This is a genomic window from Akkermansia sp. UBA7090 (assembly GCF_002493465.1).
GTDB lineage: Bacteria > Verrucomicrobiota > Verrucomicrobiia > Verrucomicrobiales > Akkermansiaceae > Akkermansia > Akkermansia muciniphila_A.
Map to the genome: position 1 here is coordinate 13,049 of NZ_DKYW01000018.1, position 14,310 is coordinate 27,358.

Genomic DNA, 14,310 nt, shown 5'->3' on the forward strand with positions numbered 1-14,310 from the left:
GGCGGCGGAACGGGAATCAAAAAAGGAAGGGGGAAAAGCGGCGCAGATTATCCGAATCATCCGGCACCCTTCCGAATATGAGCAGGGAGGGACCCCGGACAGGGCCCCTCCCGCAAATTTGATTTACTTCCGTCAGGCGAGAGCCGGAAGAGAAGCGGCGGCTACGGCCTGGCCGTGGCGCTTGGTTTTTTCATCCGGCACGCGGAGCTGGATCTTCAACTCGGGGAATTCGGTGCTCAGCACTTCTTCCGCCTTGTCAATGATGATCTGGCCGCCGTCTCCGGAAGCCACACGCCCCAGGAAGAGCAGATTACGGATGTCATAGAATCTGGCGTAGTGGGCAATGGCATAGCCGAAGTGCACGCCGATGGTTTCATAAATCTTGCGTGCGCGTTCGTCGCCTTCCGCCATCGCGGCCTGAACCTTTTTAAGCTGTTCCGGGAAGGGCATTCCTTCAAACTGGAAGCCGGCGCGGGGGGCCAGGCGGGCCACAGCCTGCTGGGAGAAATAAAGGGCGCCTACGCCCATATCCTTGGACCATTCGTCCACGCCGCCTTCTTCCGAGTAGTCCACGGGGGCGAAAGCCAGTTCATTCAGCCAGGGCTTGATGTGGCCTTCCGGGTCCACATAGCCGGCAGCCTCGGAGGTGCCCATGGCTACGCCGAGCACGGCGTTGTCGTTCATGCCCATGGCGCCGGCGAGAGCGGTAACTTCACCGTCATTCACCACTTCAAAGGGAATGTTGTTCCATTTTTCTTTCTGGAGGGTGCGGAATACCTTGCCGAGGGTCTTTTCAATGTCTTCCTGGCTGACGCCGCGGAACAGGGAGGAAGTGCGCACTTCACTGTTGATGATTACGCCTGCGGAGGATCCGCCGATGGCGTCCACCCGGGGGAGATGAGCGGCGGCGCGTTCCAGGGAGTCCTGAATTCCGTCAATATGATACTGGGGATCCTTCTGGAAGTAAGGGTCCCAGACCACTTCCTCGGAATAAACCACTTCCCCATTCACCACGGCGGCGCATTTGCGGTCGGAACCGCCCAGGTCAAAACCGATGCGGCATCCGTCCAGGTTGCGGCCCAGCGTCATGGAGCCGGAGTATTCCTCGGGAAGCTCTTCCAGGGAAACCTTTTTCACTTCAATCGGGGAGCCGTAAATCTTCTTGCCGATGAAATCCCAGTCGAATTCGCGGATACCGCCCTTGCAGTAGCGGGAGGCCAGCATGTCCGCAATAGCGTCATCCCCGGCAACGAGGATGATATTGCCGCCCTTCTGCCACAGCAGGAATTTCACAATGCGCTCCACATAAGTCTCATTCAGGGCAATGTTTTCTCCGGTATGGGGAAGAAGCTTGCCGGACCAGCGGAAGCAGGTCCCGTCATTGCGGGTCAGAGCGATATCCACTTGATGAGAAGCGGGATCGGCGGCGACTTTGGCTTCAAAAGCTTGATTCCAAAGAACGGCCGGCACGAAGCCGGGATCCAGCACAGGCGTGATTTTGGGTTGAATATTCATGGCGATAATCCGTTGGAAACGTAGCATACCCGCTTTTCCTTGAAAAGTATTCATTCCCTTTCCTCATGATTTTTTTTGCGGGACGCGGGACGATAGCTCACTTTCTGCTGGAAAATCACCGTGTTTCCACTAAAGAAACAGGAGCTTTTCTTCCGGCCCGGCCCTCTGGAAGGGGAACCTATTCCACACATGCCTATTCCATGAATGAATTAACGGACCAGCTTATTACCCTGTTTTCCTCCATCCTGATTACCGTCATGTCCCTCGCCGTGGCGGTAAATATCTTCCGCCGGAGCCACTCCCCCAATACCCGGCATCCTCTGCAATGGAGCATTCCCGTAGGCCACCTGGACATGCTGGACATCGCCATGTGCGGCATCATCGTGCTTTACTTCAGCCTGGGGGCTCTGCTGGCGGCCGCCACGCCTCCGGGGGCTTCCGCTCCGCCCAGCACGACCAACATGGAGCTGGACGGCTACAAGGTCTTCAACGGAACCTGCCTGAATCTCATTCTGGCCTTCGTCCTGCTGGTTCGCATGTTCCACACGGGCAGGATGGAGGCGCTTGGATTGAAAAAACATTCCCTGAAGGCCCTTCTCTACGCTCCGGCTGCAGGCTATCTGCTGGTGCTGGTCATCCATTTCCTGCTGGACAAGGCGGGCCTGTTCCAGTGGATTGAACAGGTCACCAACGCACCGGCCGAACAATCCATTGTTTCCGTGCTGAGGCACTCCAGCGACATCCCCCTGATCACGGTCATCTGCTTCAGCGCCGCCATCGCCGCTCCTCTGGTGGAGGAACTTATTTTCCGCGGCTATCTGTACCCGATCATGAAGAAGTACACGGGCGTCTGGTTCGCCCTGATCACCACCTCCCTCCTCTTCGGCATCATCCACGTCAGCCTGGTGCCGTTCATCCCTCTGGCAATCTTCGGAGCCGTACTGGTGCTGCTGTACGAATACACGGGCAGCATCTGGACGCCCATCATCGCCCATTGCATTTTCAACACCGCCACTCTCATCAACATCCTGTACCCCGGCATCCTTCTTCCGTATGGAACCTGAGCCCAGCATCCGGCAGACGGGAGAGGACGCGCTGGTAGCCCGTCTCCTGCCCCTGATGCCTTCCAATTCCGCCCTGGTGACGGGGCCGGGAGATGACTGCGCCATAGTCCGGGGAGCAGGAAACCGCCAGTTGCTCCTGAAAACGGACTGCGTGGTGGAAGGCATGCATTTCCTGCCCGGAACGGATCCGGAACTGATCGGGAGGAAAGCGCTGGCACGGGCCGTCTCAGACATAGGAGCCATGGGCGGAACGCCCCTGCACGCTCTGATAACCCTGTTCGTGCACGCAGACCGCCCCACCTCCCAGGTGGAAGGAATTTACCGGGGCATGGGGCGGCTGGCACGGCAGTTCGGCATCAGCATCGCCGGGGGGGAAAGCTCCGGCCTGCCCATGGACGGGCTTATCATCAACGTGGCCCTGACCGGGGAAGTGGAGGAAGGCAAAGCCGTACTGCGCAGTACGGCGCGGGCGGGGGATCTGATTGCCGTTACGGGAGTGCTTGGCGGCAGCTTCCCCACCGGGCACCATCTTTCCTTCATGCCGCGTGTCAGGGAAGGAGGCATCCTGGCCTCTTCCGGCGTAGCCACCTCCATGATGGACCTTTCCGACGGGCTGGGAACCGACCTTCCCCGGCTGGCGGCCGCCTCCGGGCTGGGGTTCCGTATTCATGAAGAACTCCTTCCCGTGCGCCCGGGGTTCACGACGGCACAGGCTGTGGGGGATGGGGAGGATTACGAATTACTGGTAACCTTCCGTCCCGGCGACCGCGAACGGGCGGCACGGCTGGCCGCGGAGCATTTTCCGGAAACGCCTCTCACCGTCATCGGGGAAATAACTGCGGAAACGGCCTCCGTCCTTCCCGCGGGTTACAGGCACTTCAACTAGCCCGCAGAAAAACCGGAGAAGGAACCAGGCAAAACACCCGCGAAATTATTCCGCCGTTTTTTCTTCCTCCTTCTCCTGCTGCATGTAAGGCAGAAGCTGTTCATAAGCAGCCCTGCCCAGGTAGCGCTTAATGGAACGCTCCGGCGTTTTGAAAATGTCCACCAGAATCAGGCAGTCCAGCACGTCGCCAAAATGCTTATCCACGCTGAAGGAAAGAATTTTGCCGTTCAATTTCAAATATTGGCGGAGCAATACGGGAATGCCCCTGCCGTCTTCCTCTATATCAGCCACCAACTGGGACAGGCCCTGGGCATCTGCCAGACCCAGAGGGAGGATGCATGATTCCGACCTCTTCAGGTCCGCTTTGCGGGGCGGATTGTAGGCTTTTACCTCATGCACCAGCACGGGCTCCATTTCATGCGCCTTCAGATAGGAGACGATAAGGGCCCGGGAAAGATTGGTGTAATCACGGGAAATGCTGACCGTGCCGAACAGGTAGCGGTAATGGTGGTTGCGGGCCATGAACTGGCCGATTCCCTCCCAAATAAAACCAAGCGCCAGAGGCCTTTTCTGATATTCCGGGACAATGAAGGCGCGCCCCATCTCCAGAGAACGGCCCAAGACACGCAAGGCGGCGGGGGAAAAGGAAAAGTATTCCCCGTTGTACAGCCCTTTCACACCGTAGCGGGCGAGGATTTTGTCCGTTTCCCCCATACGGTAGGCGCCTACGATTTTCCGGTGCGTTCTGTCCCACAGGAACAGGTGCTTGTAATGGTTGTCGTACGTATCCAGGTCGCACGCCTTGCCGGAACCTTCCCCTACCTGGCGGAAGGTATATTCCCGCAAACGCCCTATTTCAATAAGGATATTGGGGATTTGCAGGGCATCCGCCACGTACACGTCCCAATCTCCATTTTCCTGACGGGCATGCAGGCACTCCGGGGGCAGCGCGTCAATTTCCGCCTGCATATCCTGCACGGAAACGGGGGAGATCAGCGCGGCCATCTTTGCCTTCCGGTCTTTTTTGTGCACATGGGGGCGGCGGCTCTTTTCATAACTCTTGCCCAACAGGTAAGTGCGCAGGCGGAGATGGGAAACCATAGCTTCATCGGAATCATACTGCCCAAGCTGGCTGAACGGAATGGGCTTGCCCACCACGATGCGGTGCGTCCGGCGGCCGTCGCGTCCCACTTCCCGGGGAAGGAACGCCACGCGCGCCTTGCGGTTAATCAGGGAAATTCCCTGGAACAAAAGGCTGTTGCGGCCCGGAAAATATACGGGCACCACCGTCGCCTTCGTCATCCGGATAATGGCGCCGATATTCGCGTTCCAGGGGTCGTCCGTCACCCTCTTGTGGGTCAGGGAAAAACTGGAAGCCGTGCCGGCGGGGAAAATGCCCAGAACGCCGCCCTTACGCAGCCAGGAAATCATCTTGCGCATGCCGGAAAGGTTCTTGCGCTTGGCGTTCTCATCCTCATACACATCCACTTTGATGAGCCAGGGATCCAGTTCCCGGCACAGGGAAAGCTGCTCATTGGCCAAAATACGGACGTCTTCCCTCACGCGGGTAAGCAACTCCCCGAACATGATGCCGTCCGACAAGCCGTGCGGATGATTGGCGACGACGACGACAGGCCCTTTCTTAGGAATATTTTCCAGATCCCCCGGACGCAGCTGCAACTTCAGATTCAAGTACCTGGAAGCAAGCTGAAAGAAATTTTCCTGAGAACCGGATTCCTTGTCGCGCACGATCTTGTCGTACGCCTTGTTCAGGCGTTCCAGGCCCAGCAGCTTTTCGGCGGACGCGGCCACCAGGGCAGGCAGACGCGTATTCTCGTCCAAAATGTCTCTGATATCCACCATTTTCGGGTGTTTGAGCTGGGCCATGCCCCGCTGTATAACGGATTTACAGGAAAAAGTGAAACTCTTTTTGCAACGCCCTCCGGAACGCAGTCTTGATTTCCAAGGGACGCAAAGCTATAATCCAAGCGGCTTTAGCCCCCATTTCCAACTCAGAAGACACTCATGCATCCAGCCATCGCCATTGACGGTCCCGCCGCCTCCGGAAAATCTACCGTCGCCAAGCTCATCGCGGACCGCCTCGGTTATACGTTCATCAACACCGGGGCCATGTACCGGGCCGTCACCTGGTACATGCTGGAACAGGGCATCAACCCCGCGGATACGGCGGCCGTGCTGGAATCCCTGCCGTCCGTGCCCCTCTCTTTCGGCAAGGACGGCAGCCGGTCCGTAGTTCTGTGCGGGCAGCGCGTGCTGGGAGAAGAACTCACAAAACAGCAGGTCAACGACCACGTTTCCACCATCGCGGCCATTCCGGAAGTGCGCGCCCTGCTGGTGGAACGGCAGCGGGAATACAACCGCCGGGAACCTGTCGTGATGGAAGGCAGGGACATAGGCACCGTGGTTTTTCCGGATACGCCGTTCAAGTACTTCGTCACCGCCTCCGAGGAAGTAAGGGCCGCGCGCCGCGCCGCAGAAGGCCTGACGGACTCCATCGCGGAACGGGACCGCAAGGACTCCTCCCGCGCCACCGCCCCGCTGGCGCAGGCACCGGACGCTCTGCTGGTGGATACGTCAGACATGACGATTGACCAGGTCGTCCGTTTCATCACCGACAACATCCAACAAAAACTCTCCTCCAGATGAACTCTTTCTACTGGGTTTTCTACACGCTCTTCAAAAGCATTTCCAAAGCTTTCTTCTCCTGGAAAGTCGTCAACCGGGAAAAACTCATCGAAGACGGCCCCGTGCTCATCGTCAGCAATCACCAGAGCTTTCTGGACCCGCCCATGCTGGGCATTTCTTATGAGGACGGCATCTATTTTTTCGCACGCAAGACGCTGTTCCAGGGTATTTTCAAATGGGCCCTCCCCCTCTGCCAGGCTATCCCCATTGACCAGGAAAACCCGGATGCCGCCAGCCTCAAGCACGTGATACGCCTGCTGAAATCCGGCAAGCGCGTACTTGTGTTTCCGGAAGGCTCCCGCACGCCGGATGGTGAAATCCATGACGGCATGGGGGGAATCGGCCTCATCCTGAGCAAAACGAAAGTTCCCGTGCAGCCCCTGCGCATCAGCGGCGCGTATGAAGCATTTCCCATCGGCGCCCGGTTTCCCAAACTCCGTCCCGTTACGGTCACGGTGGGAGACCCCATCCCTTTCACGCCGGCGGAACTCAACGCCAGAGGAAAAGATGCGTACCAGCACCTGACGGACAGAATCATGGACGCCATCCGCTCCCTTCCTGCGGAATAACCCCTTTCCCGGCCCCATGATCTCCAGGCTGAAATTAATGGACTTCCGTTGCTACGGAAGCTTCTCCTGGCAGATCCCGCAGCAGGGGGCCATCATCCTGGGAGACAACGCCCGGGGAAAAACCAGCCTGCTGGAAGCCGTTTGCTTCCTGCTGCGCCTGCAATCCCCGCGCACGGCCCGGACCGGGCCGCTGGCCTCCCACGGAAAACAATCCTTCGGCATCCGCGGAGAGCTTCCGGGACAAATCCGGCGCATCCTGTGGGCGCCGGACGCGCCGGACCTCCGCGTCAACGGAGAGCCCCGCAAAGACCAGCGCAGCTACCTGGCGGACAGCTATCCCGTGGTATGGATGGGGAATGACGACCTTTCCCTGGTGCAGGCCGGCGCGGACGCCCGCCGGAAATACATGGACTTTCTGGGCAGCCAGTGGCACCCAGGCTACAGACTGGCCCTGTTCAGCTACCGCCGGGCGCTGAAAACGCGCAATTACCTGCTCAAGCACAGGCACCGGGACAAACTCCAGCTGGACGCCTACACGCGCCAGCTGGCCCTGCACGGCACGGAACTGAGAAACCTGCGCGCCCATCTGCTGGCGCTCCTGGCGCCCCATATCGCCCTGGCCTACCGCAATATCGGCGGAAGGCAGGAACAGGTCTCCATCGCTTACCGCGCCTCGGAGGAAGGAGACCTGTATGAACGGCTGTGCGCCTCCATGGACCGGGACATCCGGTACGGGCAAACCCAGAACGGCCCCCACCGGGATGACCTGGACATCACGCTGAACGGAAGAAACGCCTCTCAATTCGCCTCCGAAGGGCAGCAGCGCACCACCGCCATCTCCATGAAGCTGGCGCAGTCTTCCCTCCTGACGGAAGAAACGGGACATACGCCCATCCATCTGATTGACGATGTCTTCGGGGAGCTGGACCCCACGCGCCGGATAGCTTTTCTGCAGTCGCTTCCAGCGGACGCGCAGAGCCTCATCACCACCACCCATCTGGACTGGCTGCACGATGCTCCATGCCCCCTGCCAGCCTTCCGGCTGGAGAATGGAACACTTGCCCCCCTCTGAAAAGCGCGGACAGGAATAATGAACAGGCGTCCGCCTGCGGCATTTCCGAGGCGCTATTCCTTCACCCATACGTTCAGGATTTCCACAATATACATCTTATGGAAATCCCCGGCGGCATACCACTCCGGCACAATGGTTTTATCCAGAAAAGCTTCCGGATTGAGAGGCTCCGCGTACAGCTTGCGGCACTCCAGCACCAGGCGCGCTTCCGTAAAACTTACATTGCCGTTCTCCGTTACATATGGCGTCAGGCCGGAGGCGGCCACCTTGTCCGTATCCCGTCCGCTCGTTGTTCCGCACACGGTCAAAGCCTTATGGTACTCATGGCTGAAAAAGGAAAGCGTCAGCTCGTCCCCGGCCTCAATAAAACGGAAAGTATGGCGCTGGGGGCGGATAACTACAAACGCCACGGGCTTCTTCCACATGAACCCCAACCCGCCCCAGCTGGCCGTCATCATGTTGAAATGCTCCGGGGAACCCGCCGTCACCAGCATCCAGTCGTCCCCAATCAATTGTACGGCATTATCCTGAATCTCTCTTGGTTCAATCTTCTTCATCATCGTCTCCAACGTTCGTTCACAACCTATCCTACACCCCTCCGTCCATATGTCAAAGCTGTGGAGCGGCCGAGATGACGCGGGAAGGCAATCTCCCGCCCCGCCGGGAGCGCCCTCCGTTTGGAGTTGCATTTCCTCAACGGCGGCCCTAGCATTTCCGGGATGAACCACACCGCGCTGGAAGACAAGCTGGGTTACCGTTTCAACAATCCGGATCTGCTCGTTCAGGCCCTTACCCACCCCAGCACGGACAGCAGGCCGGAAACGCGCCGGGCGTATGAACGGCTGGAATTCCTGGGAGACGCCATTCTGCAGCTGGCCGTCACACAGTACCTTTACCACCACATGCCCCAATCCCCGGAAGGGGAACTGACCCAACTGCGCGCCCGAACCGTCAGCCGCGCCAATCTGGGTAAATACGGCTTTATCCTGGGGCTGGACAAATACATTGCCCTGGGGAAGGGGGAGGAACGGGCCGGCGGACGAGGCAAAAATTCCATCATCGCCAACACATTTGAATCCGTCTTCGGAGCCATGTCCCTGGATTCCGACTATGAAACGGCCAAGGCCGTGGCCCTGCGCGTCCTCCATGAAGCTCTGGATTCCGCGGCCAGCCATCCCAAGGAAATCAACCCCAAAGGGGAACTCCAGGCCATTCTTCAGGACATCCTTCCCGAAACTCCTTCCTATAAAACGGAAGAAAAAGGGCCGAGAGACGCTGAAAACCGTTTTGAATCCCGCGTTTTCTGGCATGGTCACGCCATTGGCGCCGGTTCCGGGGCCAGCAAGAGAAAGGCGGAGGTAGCCGCCGCCGCAGACGCCCTGGCCGCCAGGGCATGGCTCCGCATGACCTTGTAACCGCCAAAGGAGGACGGGTGTCTATTTTGTCACCCTTAAGCCTTGGACACTCCTGCGGCTGGTTTGATAGACAGAAGCCGTCTCCGCGAGAAAGAACCTTCCCCGGAAGACCTTCCCACAGACAAACCAGCCATGGAAAACCAATGAAGACCTATACTCTCCCCGTCATCGGCATCATGACTTTCGGAGCCTCCGCCTTTGCCGCGGCCGCGTCCTCTACAGGAAACGCTCTGCCGACCCGCGGCAGCTTTTCCGCCTGCAAATGGCTCAGCGACCGTTTCAAGTGGTTCAACGCGGAACGGGATCACAAAAATCCCTACATCCAGGAATTCAACGTTTCCCTCCGCATGCAGTACGGCCTGGACTGGATTGACCCGAACGGAGAAGACCGCGTGATGGGCGAAAAGGAAGGCAACGGCCGCCGCTTCAACGATGAATGGCGCCGCTTCCGCGCCGGGTTTAACATGAAGTTCCTGAATAACTTCAAACTCAACAACGTCTGGAACATCGGCGGCATAGACGGCCTGGAAAGCTACAATGAGAAAGCCAACACATGGAACGCCTCCGACCAAACCTGCTCCCTTTACGAATTGAATCTGGAATACAACGGAGGCCCCGTCACCTATGCCATCGGCAAAATAAAGCCGCGCATCACTGGGGAATACCGAACGTCCTCCTCCGCCATTCTGACCATGGAACGTTCCATGCTGGTCAACCAGCTCCGCCCGGAAACCAATTACGGACTCCAGGTGAACAATTCCGACAAAAAGGACAAACTCGGCTGGGCCGCAGGCGTCTGGCTGAACGGCAACGGAAGCGCCGGGACCGGCACGTCCAACAACCGCATTGAACCCGCTTTCAACTCCCAGGACAACTGCTTCATCACCAGCACGCTGAGCTATGACACCTCCAACAACGTTTTCCTGAAGAAAAGCCGTCTGTGGCTGGATTACGCCCACAATTTCACCAAGTGGGGGGACGACGCCCAAAACAAGGCGTATGAAAAACTGACCGGCTACGGCTTCAAATCCAAATACCAGGGCACTGAAGCCAGGGACGTGGTAGCCCTGACATGGGAAGGCTCCCAGGGGAATTTCTCCCTGATGGCCGAAGTCATAGCCGGCTTCAACGTCATCGGCATGAAGGCGGGGGCTGAAAACGTCTTCGGCGTGACCGTCATGCCGTCCTACAAGTTCACCCCCCACTGGGAAGGAGTGGTCCGCTACCAGATGGCGGCGGGCAGTAACGCCGTAAAATGGGAAAAACGCTATACGCAGAACTCCACTTATTCCGGCACCTCCGACTGCATGCAGGCCCTGTACCTGGGCGTCAACTACTACATTTTCGAATGCAGCCCGAACATGGCCAAGATCATGGCGGGCATCGAATACGCCCATTCCAACGGCACGGACGCCAGCCGGCAGAAAGGCTTTACCGGATGGAGCTACAACATCGCCTTCCGCACCAACTTCTAATTGCCGGACGGCATCATCCCGTCAACGGATGTGCCGCCTCTGAACAGGGGCGGGCATTTTTCATGGCGTGGCGCCCCGCATGGCAGTTCCCCCAAAAAACGGCGGCCGTCATTTCCGTAATGCCTTCCATATTCAAATATCTGGTTCTCAGCAAATCGGAAGAGGCATGCCCCATTTCCATCTGCAATACATGCAGATTCTTGAAATGCTTGGCAAAATAACTGGCAAACGTATGCCTTAACATATCCGCGGGCCACTTCTTTTCCTTCCCGTCCCACCCGGCCTGCCGTCTCAGCTCCCTCCACTTCGCCGTCCAGTTGCGCGGGCACACGCTCCCCGCCCCGAATCCCATGGCAACCGCTCTTTTCAGCAGGCTTCCCAACACCGGCCTGATCGTCACGACGCGCGCCCCTCCCGTCTTGCTGTGGCGAGCCCTCAGGGAAACCATCCCCTCCCGTAAATTAATCTGCGCCCAATCCAGCCTTCTCACCTCTTCCGGGCGGATGCCGGCATACAGCATCAGCCCAACCGCGGCCAGGCACGCCCCTCCGGCATATTCTTCCGCCGCCGCCAGCAACCGGCGCATTTCTTCCAGCGACAGCACGGGAATAGGGTGCTCCTCCAGCCTCGGCAGATCCACATGCGCCACCGGGTTTTCCGCACACCACCCCCGTTTCACGGCCGTTCCGAAAATACCGCTGAGCACCAGCCGGGCCTTATGCCTCTGACGGAGGGCGTCAAATGATTTTTCCAGGCAGGCGAGGCATTCCCGGGGCGTGATAAAGCGTACGGGCCTTCGGGCTATTTCCGGACAAAACCTCAACAAACGCCGGCTGATATAACGAAAATCATCCCTAGTTCTTTTTCTGCGATCTTGCCGAGCCTCCATAGCCTCATCCACGGCTTTCCTGAACACTACCGTTTTTCCTCTGGCAACCAGGGCTTCCTCTCCCAGCCGGATGCATTCCCTCGCCCTCTTCCATCGGCTGCCGCGCCCCTTGCTGGCTTGCAGCAATTCATGCGCCAGCTGGGCGGCTTCCACCACATCCAACCCTGTCTTTTTTAAAATGGCCAGCGCCGCATGATCCGTTTCTGAAATTTCCTCTTTCATTTCATATATTTTGCAACGGTTTCGGAATCCGTAGTCAAGTAAAAATAGTCGTTTATTAATCAAAAGGTTCGGCAATTCCATTGATGATGTTTCACCGCACCGTCATATCAGCAGTTCTCTTCCAAACAGTTTGATGACAAAGAGGACGCAGGAATTCCTATACGGATTCCGAATTCGCTATTCGCAAATGCAGGTCTTCTAAACAGAAACTGGCGGGCGCTCAGAACACGCTTGAAATCCGCAGCGAACAAACCAGAGCGTCAATCTCAACGTATCCTACAGATCCTCCCCCCAACCCGCAATAACTATACCGTGCCGGGACATCCTCATCCCCGGAGCGTCATTTCCCCTAACCATCAACCATTCACTAATAATGATGAAAAAAACAATACTCGCCGCCTGTACCGTTCTGCTGGCTTTAACCACCATCTCCTGCCAGAAGAACAATACGGAACAGTATCTGGACATGCAGGATGAAATGATCGAACTCATGGAAAGCATCAAGGACCGGGACAGTGCGGACAAATACGCCGGAAAGCTTGCCGATCTCCGGAAGAAATCCGAAGAACTGGAGAAATCCATGCCCGACGAAGAAAAGAAGAAGCTCTGGAACAAGGAGGAATACGGCAAAATCCTGTTCCGGAAGGAACCCCTGAAACAAACCCTGTTCAAAAAGGATTATTACGGATCTTATGGGCTGAGAAAAGCCTTATCAGACAACGTCTTCCAGCCCTGATTTTCCATCCCTCCCCCTCTGCATTCTGCATCAATGAAAACGTTTTTCATCCACGCCCTGCCTGCGACGCTGCTGGCTCTGGCGGGGGCCTCCTGCTCCCCCATCGTAGCAGAATACACTTACAGAGGCTCCGTCTCCGGCACAAGCAGCAGAACCGGAGCCCGCATGCTGACCTTGAAGGAATATAGGGACGGCACCGTTTCAGGCAAATTGAGCATCCCGTCATCTTCTGCCGTGGAACCGTATTCCTGCGGAAGCATTGGCGGCAGGGCCGACGACCGGAGGATTACCTTTTACCTCACCTCTCTGGGGGATTCCTACCTCAGCGCGAAAATGGCGGTTGCGGGTAATTCCGCCGGAACCACTATCGCCTACAGAGGCCATATTTCCGGGAACCGTCGTTACCTCAGCGGCAAATGGCACGCGGCCAATGATTACCGCTCCTACCTCCGCGGGGGCTCTTTCTCTTTCAACCTGACCCATATCAACGGCAGAGCTGTTACCAGAAAAACGGGAATCAAGAAAAACGGTACAGAAAGCCCGCCCACAGAAAAGGGAGAAATTCCAACTTTCAGCGTAGAATCCGAGGGCGCCGGCAGCACGCCCACCGGCTTTACGGTGGAGTAGCCTTACGGAACAATAAAACATGCGCCAACAACAATTTCCGCACGAATTACATTAACTCTTATTATGAAAACAACCTCTTATCCCATTCTGATCCTGCTCCTGCTGGGAACATTCTTTCTTGCCTCATGCAGAAAGGATAAAGAAAACCAATTCATTGAAGACAGAATATCCATTTTGGAATCCGTTGTGGACGAAGAAAGCGCAGACGCCGCCGCCTTGAAATTGATAGATATCGACCTCAATGAACGGAAATACGAAAATGAACATTTCCGTACGAAAGTTAATTTCAAAAAACTCATCAGGAAAGCGGAAAAAAAGAACTATTACAACTCTGAAAAATTAAAGGAAACTCTTCGGAATTAATATCTATTTACCAATCCCGTTACGTTATGAACCATCATCTCTATTTTGCCGGAGCAGGTATGGCGCTCCTGACTCCATTACTGACTTCCTGCGAACAAAAAGGCCCTAGCAAAATATTGCAGGCAGAGATTGTCAGCGCCTTGGAAAATGTGGAAGACAAGGCAAGCGCCGATGAAGCCGCGCAGCTCATCAACGAGGCTTACAGAGAATACAAAAAGGAGAAGATAGACATGGAACAAAACCAAAAACGTCTCCGCGAGCTTCGGGAACAAATTTCCGAAAAAAAATATTACAATTCAGAAGCTTTAAGAATGGTTCTTTAGCATCTGTTCTTCCTGCCGGTCGCTTCCCGCGGTTTTCTCATCCACAAAACAGAAAATGAACGGAAGGGCATTCTTCCTTAAAAACAGGAAACGGTTGAATTGTTCGAAAAACTGGACATGCCAAACGGCGCATCTTTTCTGAACAGCATCACGAATCCTACAGAGGGAGAAAGAAGAGTTTACCAGAAATTGCCTGAAGTTGCAGCCAATCGTTTCACCCACGGAAAAATCAAGAATATGCTGTTCATAACAGACCGCTTCAAACGGTTGAAATGATACACGATTCAAAAAAGCAAATTTGACTCAAATACTTCTCACACTGATGAATAATCATATTCCCATGAACGTTGCTTCTTCCCGGGAGAAATGCAGGGAACGTCATTCTCAGCAAGACTGGCAACAGGAACCTCAGCAGGACTGGCAACAGGAACCTCAGCAGGACTGGCAA

General features: G+C 56.4%; 15 protein-coding genes. 11 read left to right on the forward strand and 4 right to left on the reverse strand.

The annotated features are described in order from the left end of the window. Positions 1 to 132 precede the first annotated feature (132 nt). On the reverse strand, positions 133 to 1,515 hold the full coding sequence (locus B3075_RS06685) for an ROK family protein (RefSeq protein WP_290488211.1): 1,383 nt from the start codon (positions 1,513 to 1,515) through the stop codon (positions 133 to 135). A gap of 200 nt (positions 1,516 to 1,715) precedes the next feature. On the opposite strand from B3075_RS06685, the gene B3075_RS06690 reads away from it, so the two are divergent. Further along, positions 1,716 to 2,579: a CPBP family intramembrane glutamic endopeptidase gene (locus B3075_RS06690; RefSeq protein WP_290488210.1), complete on the forward strand. Its 864-nt coding sequence runs from the start codon at positions 1,716 to 1,718 to the stop codon at positions 2,577 to 2,579. After that, positions 2,569 to 3,465 carry a thiamine-phosphate kinase gene (locus B3075_RS06695; protein ID WP_290488209.1) on the forward strand — a complete coding sequence of 299 codons (897 nt, stop codon included), beginning with the start codon at positions 2,569 to 2,571 and terminating at the stop codon, positions 3,463 to 3,465. Before B3075_RS06690 ends, B3075_RS06695 begins: the two co-directional genes overlap by 11 nt. Before the next feature lie 45 nt (positions 3,466 to 3,510). On the opposite strand, the gene B3075_RS06700 is transcribed toward B3075_RS06695, so the two are convergent. After that, on the reverse strand, positions 3,511 to 5,352 hold the full coding sequence (locus tag B3075_RS06700; RefSeq protein ID WP_094136845.1) for a lysophospholipid acyltransferase family protein: 1,842 nt from the start codon (positions 5,350 to 5,352) through the stop codon (positions 3,511 to 3,513). Between the two features lie 138 nt (positions 5,353 to 5,490). Between B3075_RS06700 and cmk the strand changes: the two genes are divergently transcribed. Genes cmk through recF form a run of 3 tightly spaced genes read left to right on the forward strand, consistent with a single transcriptional unit; the run spans position 5,491 to position 7,812 of the window. Next, entirely contained in the window at positions 5,491 to 6,132 is a 642-nt protein-coding gene (gene cmk, locus B3075_RS06705) for a (d)CMP kinase (RefSeq protein ID WP_290488208.1), read from the forward strand. Further along, the gene (locus tag B3075_RS06710; protein WP_094136843.1) at positions 6,129 to 6,740 is read left to right on the forward strand and encodes a lysophospholipid acyltransferase family protein; all 612 of its coding nucleotides are present in this window, start codon (positions 6,129 to 6,131) and stop codon (positions 6,738 to 6,740) included. The genes cmk and B3075_RS06710 overlap by 4 nt, the downstream gene beginning before the upstream one ends. Positions 6,741 to 6,756: 16 nt before the next feature. After that, positions 6,757 to 7,812 (forward strand): DNA replication/repair protein RecF, encoded by a 1,056-nt coding sequence (gene recF, locus B3075_RS06715; RefSeq protein WP_290488207.1) that lies wholly within the window; start codon positions 6,757 to 6,759, stop codon positions 7,810 to 7,812. A 53-nt stretch (positions 7,813 to 7,865) separates the two neighbouring features. Here recF and B3075_RS06720 read toward each other — a convergent pair whose 3' ends face one another. Continuing rightward, positions 7,866 to 8,369 carry a flavin reductase family protein gene (locus B3075_RS06720; protein WP_343125179.1) on the reverse strand — a complete coding sequence of 168 codons (504 nt, stop codon included), beginning with the start codon at positions 8,367 to 8,369 and terminating at the stop codon, positions 7,866 to 7,868. A 162-nt stretch (positions 8,370 to 8,531) separates the two neighbouring features. Here B3075_RS06720 and rnc point away from each other — a divergent pair, with 162 nt between their 5' ends. Both rnc and B3075_RS06730 read left to right on the forward strand, forming a co-directional pair. Beyond that, on the forward strand, positions 8,532 to 9,227 hold the full coding sequence (rnc, locus tag B3075_RS06725) for a ribonuclease III (RefSeq protein ID WP_290488205.1): 696 nt from the start codon (positions 8,532 to 8,534) through the stop codon (positions 9,225 to 9,227). Between the two features lie 143 nt (positions 9,228 to 9,370). Further along, positions 9,371 to 10,702 carry a porin gene (locus B3075_RS06730; RefSeq protein WP_290488204.1) on the forward strand — a complete coding sequence of 444 codons (1,332 nt, stop codon included), beginning with the start codon at positions 9,371 to 9,373 and terminating at the stop codon, positions 10,700 to 10,702. A gap of 13 nt (positions 10,703 to 10,715) precedes the next feature. Here the strand turns inward: B3075_RS06730 and B3075_RS06735 are convergent, their stop codons facing one another. Beyond that, positions 10,716 to 11,813 (reverse strand): tyrosine-type recombinase/integrase, encoded by a 1,098-nt coding sequence (locus B3075_RS06735; protein ID WP_290488203.1) that lies wholly within the window; start codon positions 11,811 to 11,813, stop codon positions 10,716 to 10,718. A gap of 373 nt (positions 11,814 to 12,186) precedes the next feature. Between B3075_RS06735 and B3075_RS06740 the strand changes: the two genes are divergently transcribed. The 4 genes from B3075_RS06740 to B3075_RS06755 all read left to right on the forward strand — a co-directional run bounded on the left by B3075_RS06740 (position 12,187) and on the right by B3075_RS06755 (position 13,862). After that, positions 12,187 to 12,549 (forward strand): hypothetical protein, encoded by a 363-nt coding sequence (locus B3075_RS06740; protein WP_290492056.1) that lies wholly within the window; start codon positions 12,187 to 12,189, stop codon positions 12,547 to 12,549. Positions 12,550 to 12,582: 33 nt separating this feature from the next. Then, the gene (locus tag B3075_RS06745) at positions 12,583 to 13,176 is read left to right on the forward strand and encodes a hypothetical protein (protein WP_290488201.1); all 594 of its coding nucleotides are present in this window, start codon (positions 12,583 to 12,585) and stop codon (positions 13,174 to 13,176) included. Between the two features lie 63 nt (positions 13,177 to 13,239). Then, positions 13,240 to 13,539, forward strand: coding sequence for a hypothetical protein (locus B3075_RS06750; RefSeq protein ID WP_290488200.1), 300 nt, complete (start codon positions 13,240 to 13,242; stop codon positions 13,537 to 13,539). 26 nt (positions 13,540 to 13,565) lie between these two features. Further along, the gene (locus B3075_RS06755) at positions 13,566 to 13,862 is read left to right on the forward strand and encodes a hypothetical protein (protein WP_290488199.1); all 297 of its coding nucleotides are present in this window, start codon (positions 13,566 to 13,568) and stop codon (positions 13,860 to 13,862) included. Positions 13,863 to 14,310: the final 448 nt, after the last annotated feature.

What these genes read in the sequence shown, in the direction of transcription:
- recF (WP_290488207.1), top strand. Translation starts at nt 6,757, where the DNA reads ATGATCTCCAGGCTGAAATTAATGGACTTCCGTTGCTACGGAAGCTTC.
- B3075_RS06700 (WP_094136845.1), bottom strand. Translation starts at nt 5,352, where the DNA reads ATGGCCCAGCTCAAACACCCGAAAATGGTGGATATCAGAGACATTTTG.
- rnc (WP_290488205.1), top strand. Translation starts at nt 8,532, where the DNA reads ATGAACCACACCGCGCTGGAAGACAAGCTGGGTTACCGTTTCAACAAT.
- B3075_RS06720 (WP_343125179.1), bottom strand. Translation starts at nt 8,369, where the DNA reads ATGAAGAAGATTGAACCAAGAGAGATTCAGGATAATGCCGTACAATTG.
- B3075_RS06755 (WP_290488199.1), top strand. Translation starts at nt 13,566, where the DNA reads ATGAACCATCATCTCTATTTTGCCGGAGCAGGTATGGCGCTCCTGACT.
- B3075_RS06685 (WP_290488211.1), bottom strand. Translation starts at nt 1,515, where the DNA reads ATGAATATTCAACCCAAAATCACGCCTGTGCTGGATCCCGGCTTCGTG.
- B3075_RS06735 (WP_290488203.1), bottom strand. Translation starts at nt 11,813, where the DNA reads ATGAAAGAGGAAATTTCAGAAACGGATCATGCGGCGCTGGCCATTTTA.
- B3075_RS06730 (WP_290488204.1), top strand. Translation starts at nt 9,371, where the DNA reads ATGAAGACCTATACTCTCCCCGTCATCGGCATCATGACTTTCGGAGCC.
- B3075_RS06745 (WP_290488201.1), top strand. Translation starts at nt 12,583, where the DNA reads ATGAAAACGTTTTTCATCCACGCCCTGCCTGCGACGCTGCTGGCTCTG.
- B3075_RS06690 (WP_290488210.1), top strand. Translation starts at nt 1,716, where the DNA reads ATGAATGAATTAACGGACCAGCTTATTACCCTGTTTTCCTCCATCCTG.
- B3075_RS06695 (WP_290488209.1), top strand. Translation starts at nt 2,569, where the DNA reads ATGGAACCTGAGCCCAGCATCCGGCAGACGGGAGAGGACGCGCTGGTA.
- B3075_RS06750 (WP_290488200.1), top strand. Translation starts at nt 13,240, where the DNA reads ATGAAAACAACCTCTTATCCCATTCTGATCCTGCTCCTGCTGGGAACA.
- cmk (WP_290488208.1), top strand. Translation starts at nt 5,491, where the DNA reads ATGCATCCAGCCATCGCCATTGACGGTCCCGCCGCCTCCGGAAAATCT.
- B3075_RS06710 (WP_094136843.1), top strand. Translation starts at nt 6,129, where the DNA reads ATGAACTCTTTCTACTGGGTTTTCTACACGCTCTTCAAAAGCATTTCC.
- B3075_RS06740 (WP_290492056.1), top strand. Translation starts at nt 12,187, where the DNA reads ATGATGAAAAAAACAATACTCGCCGCCTGTACCGTTCTGCTGGCTTTA.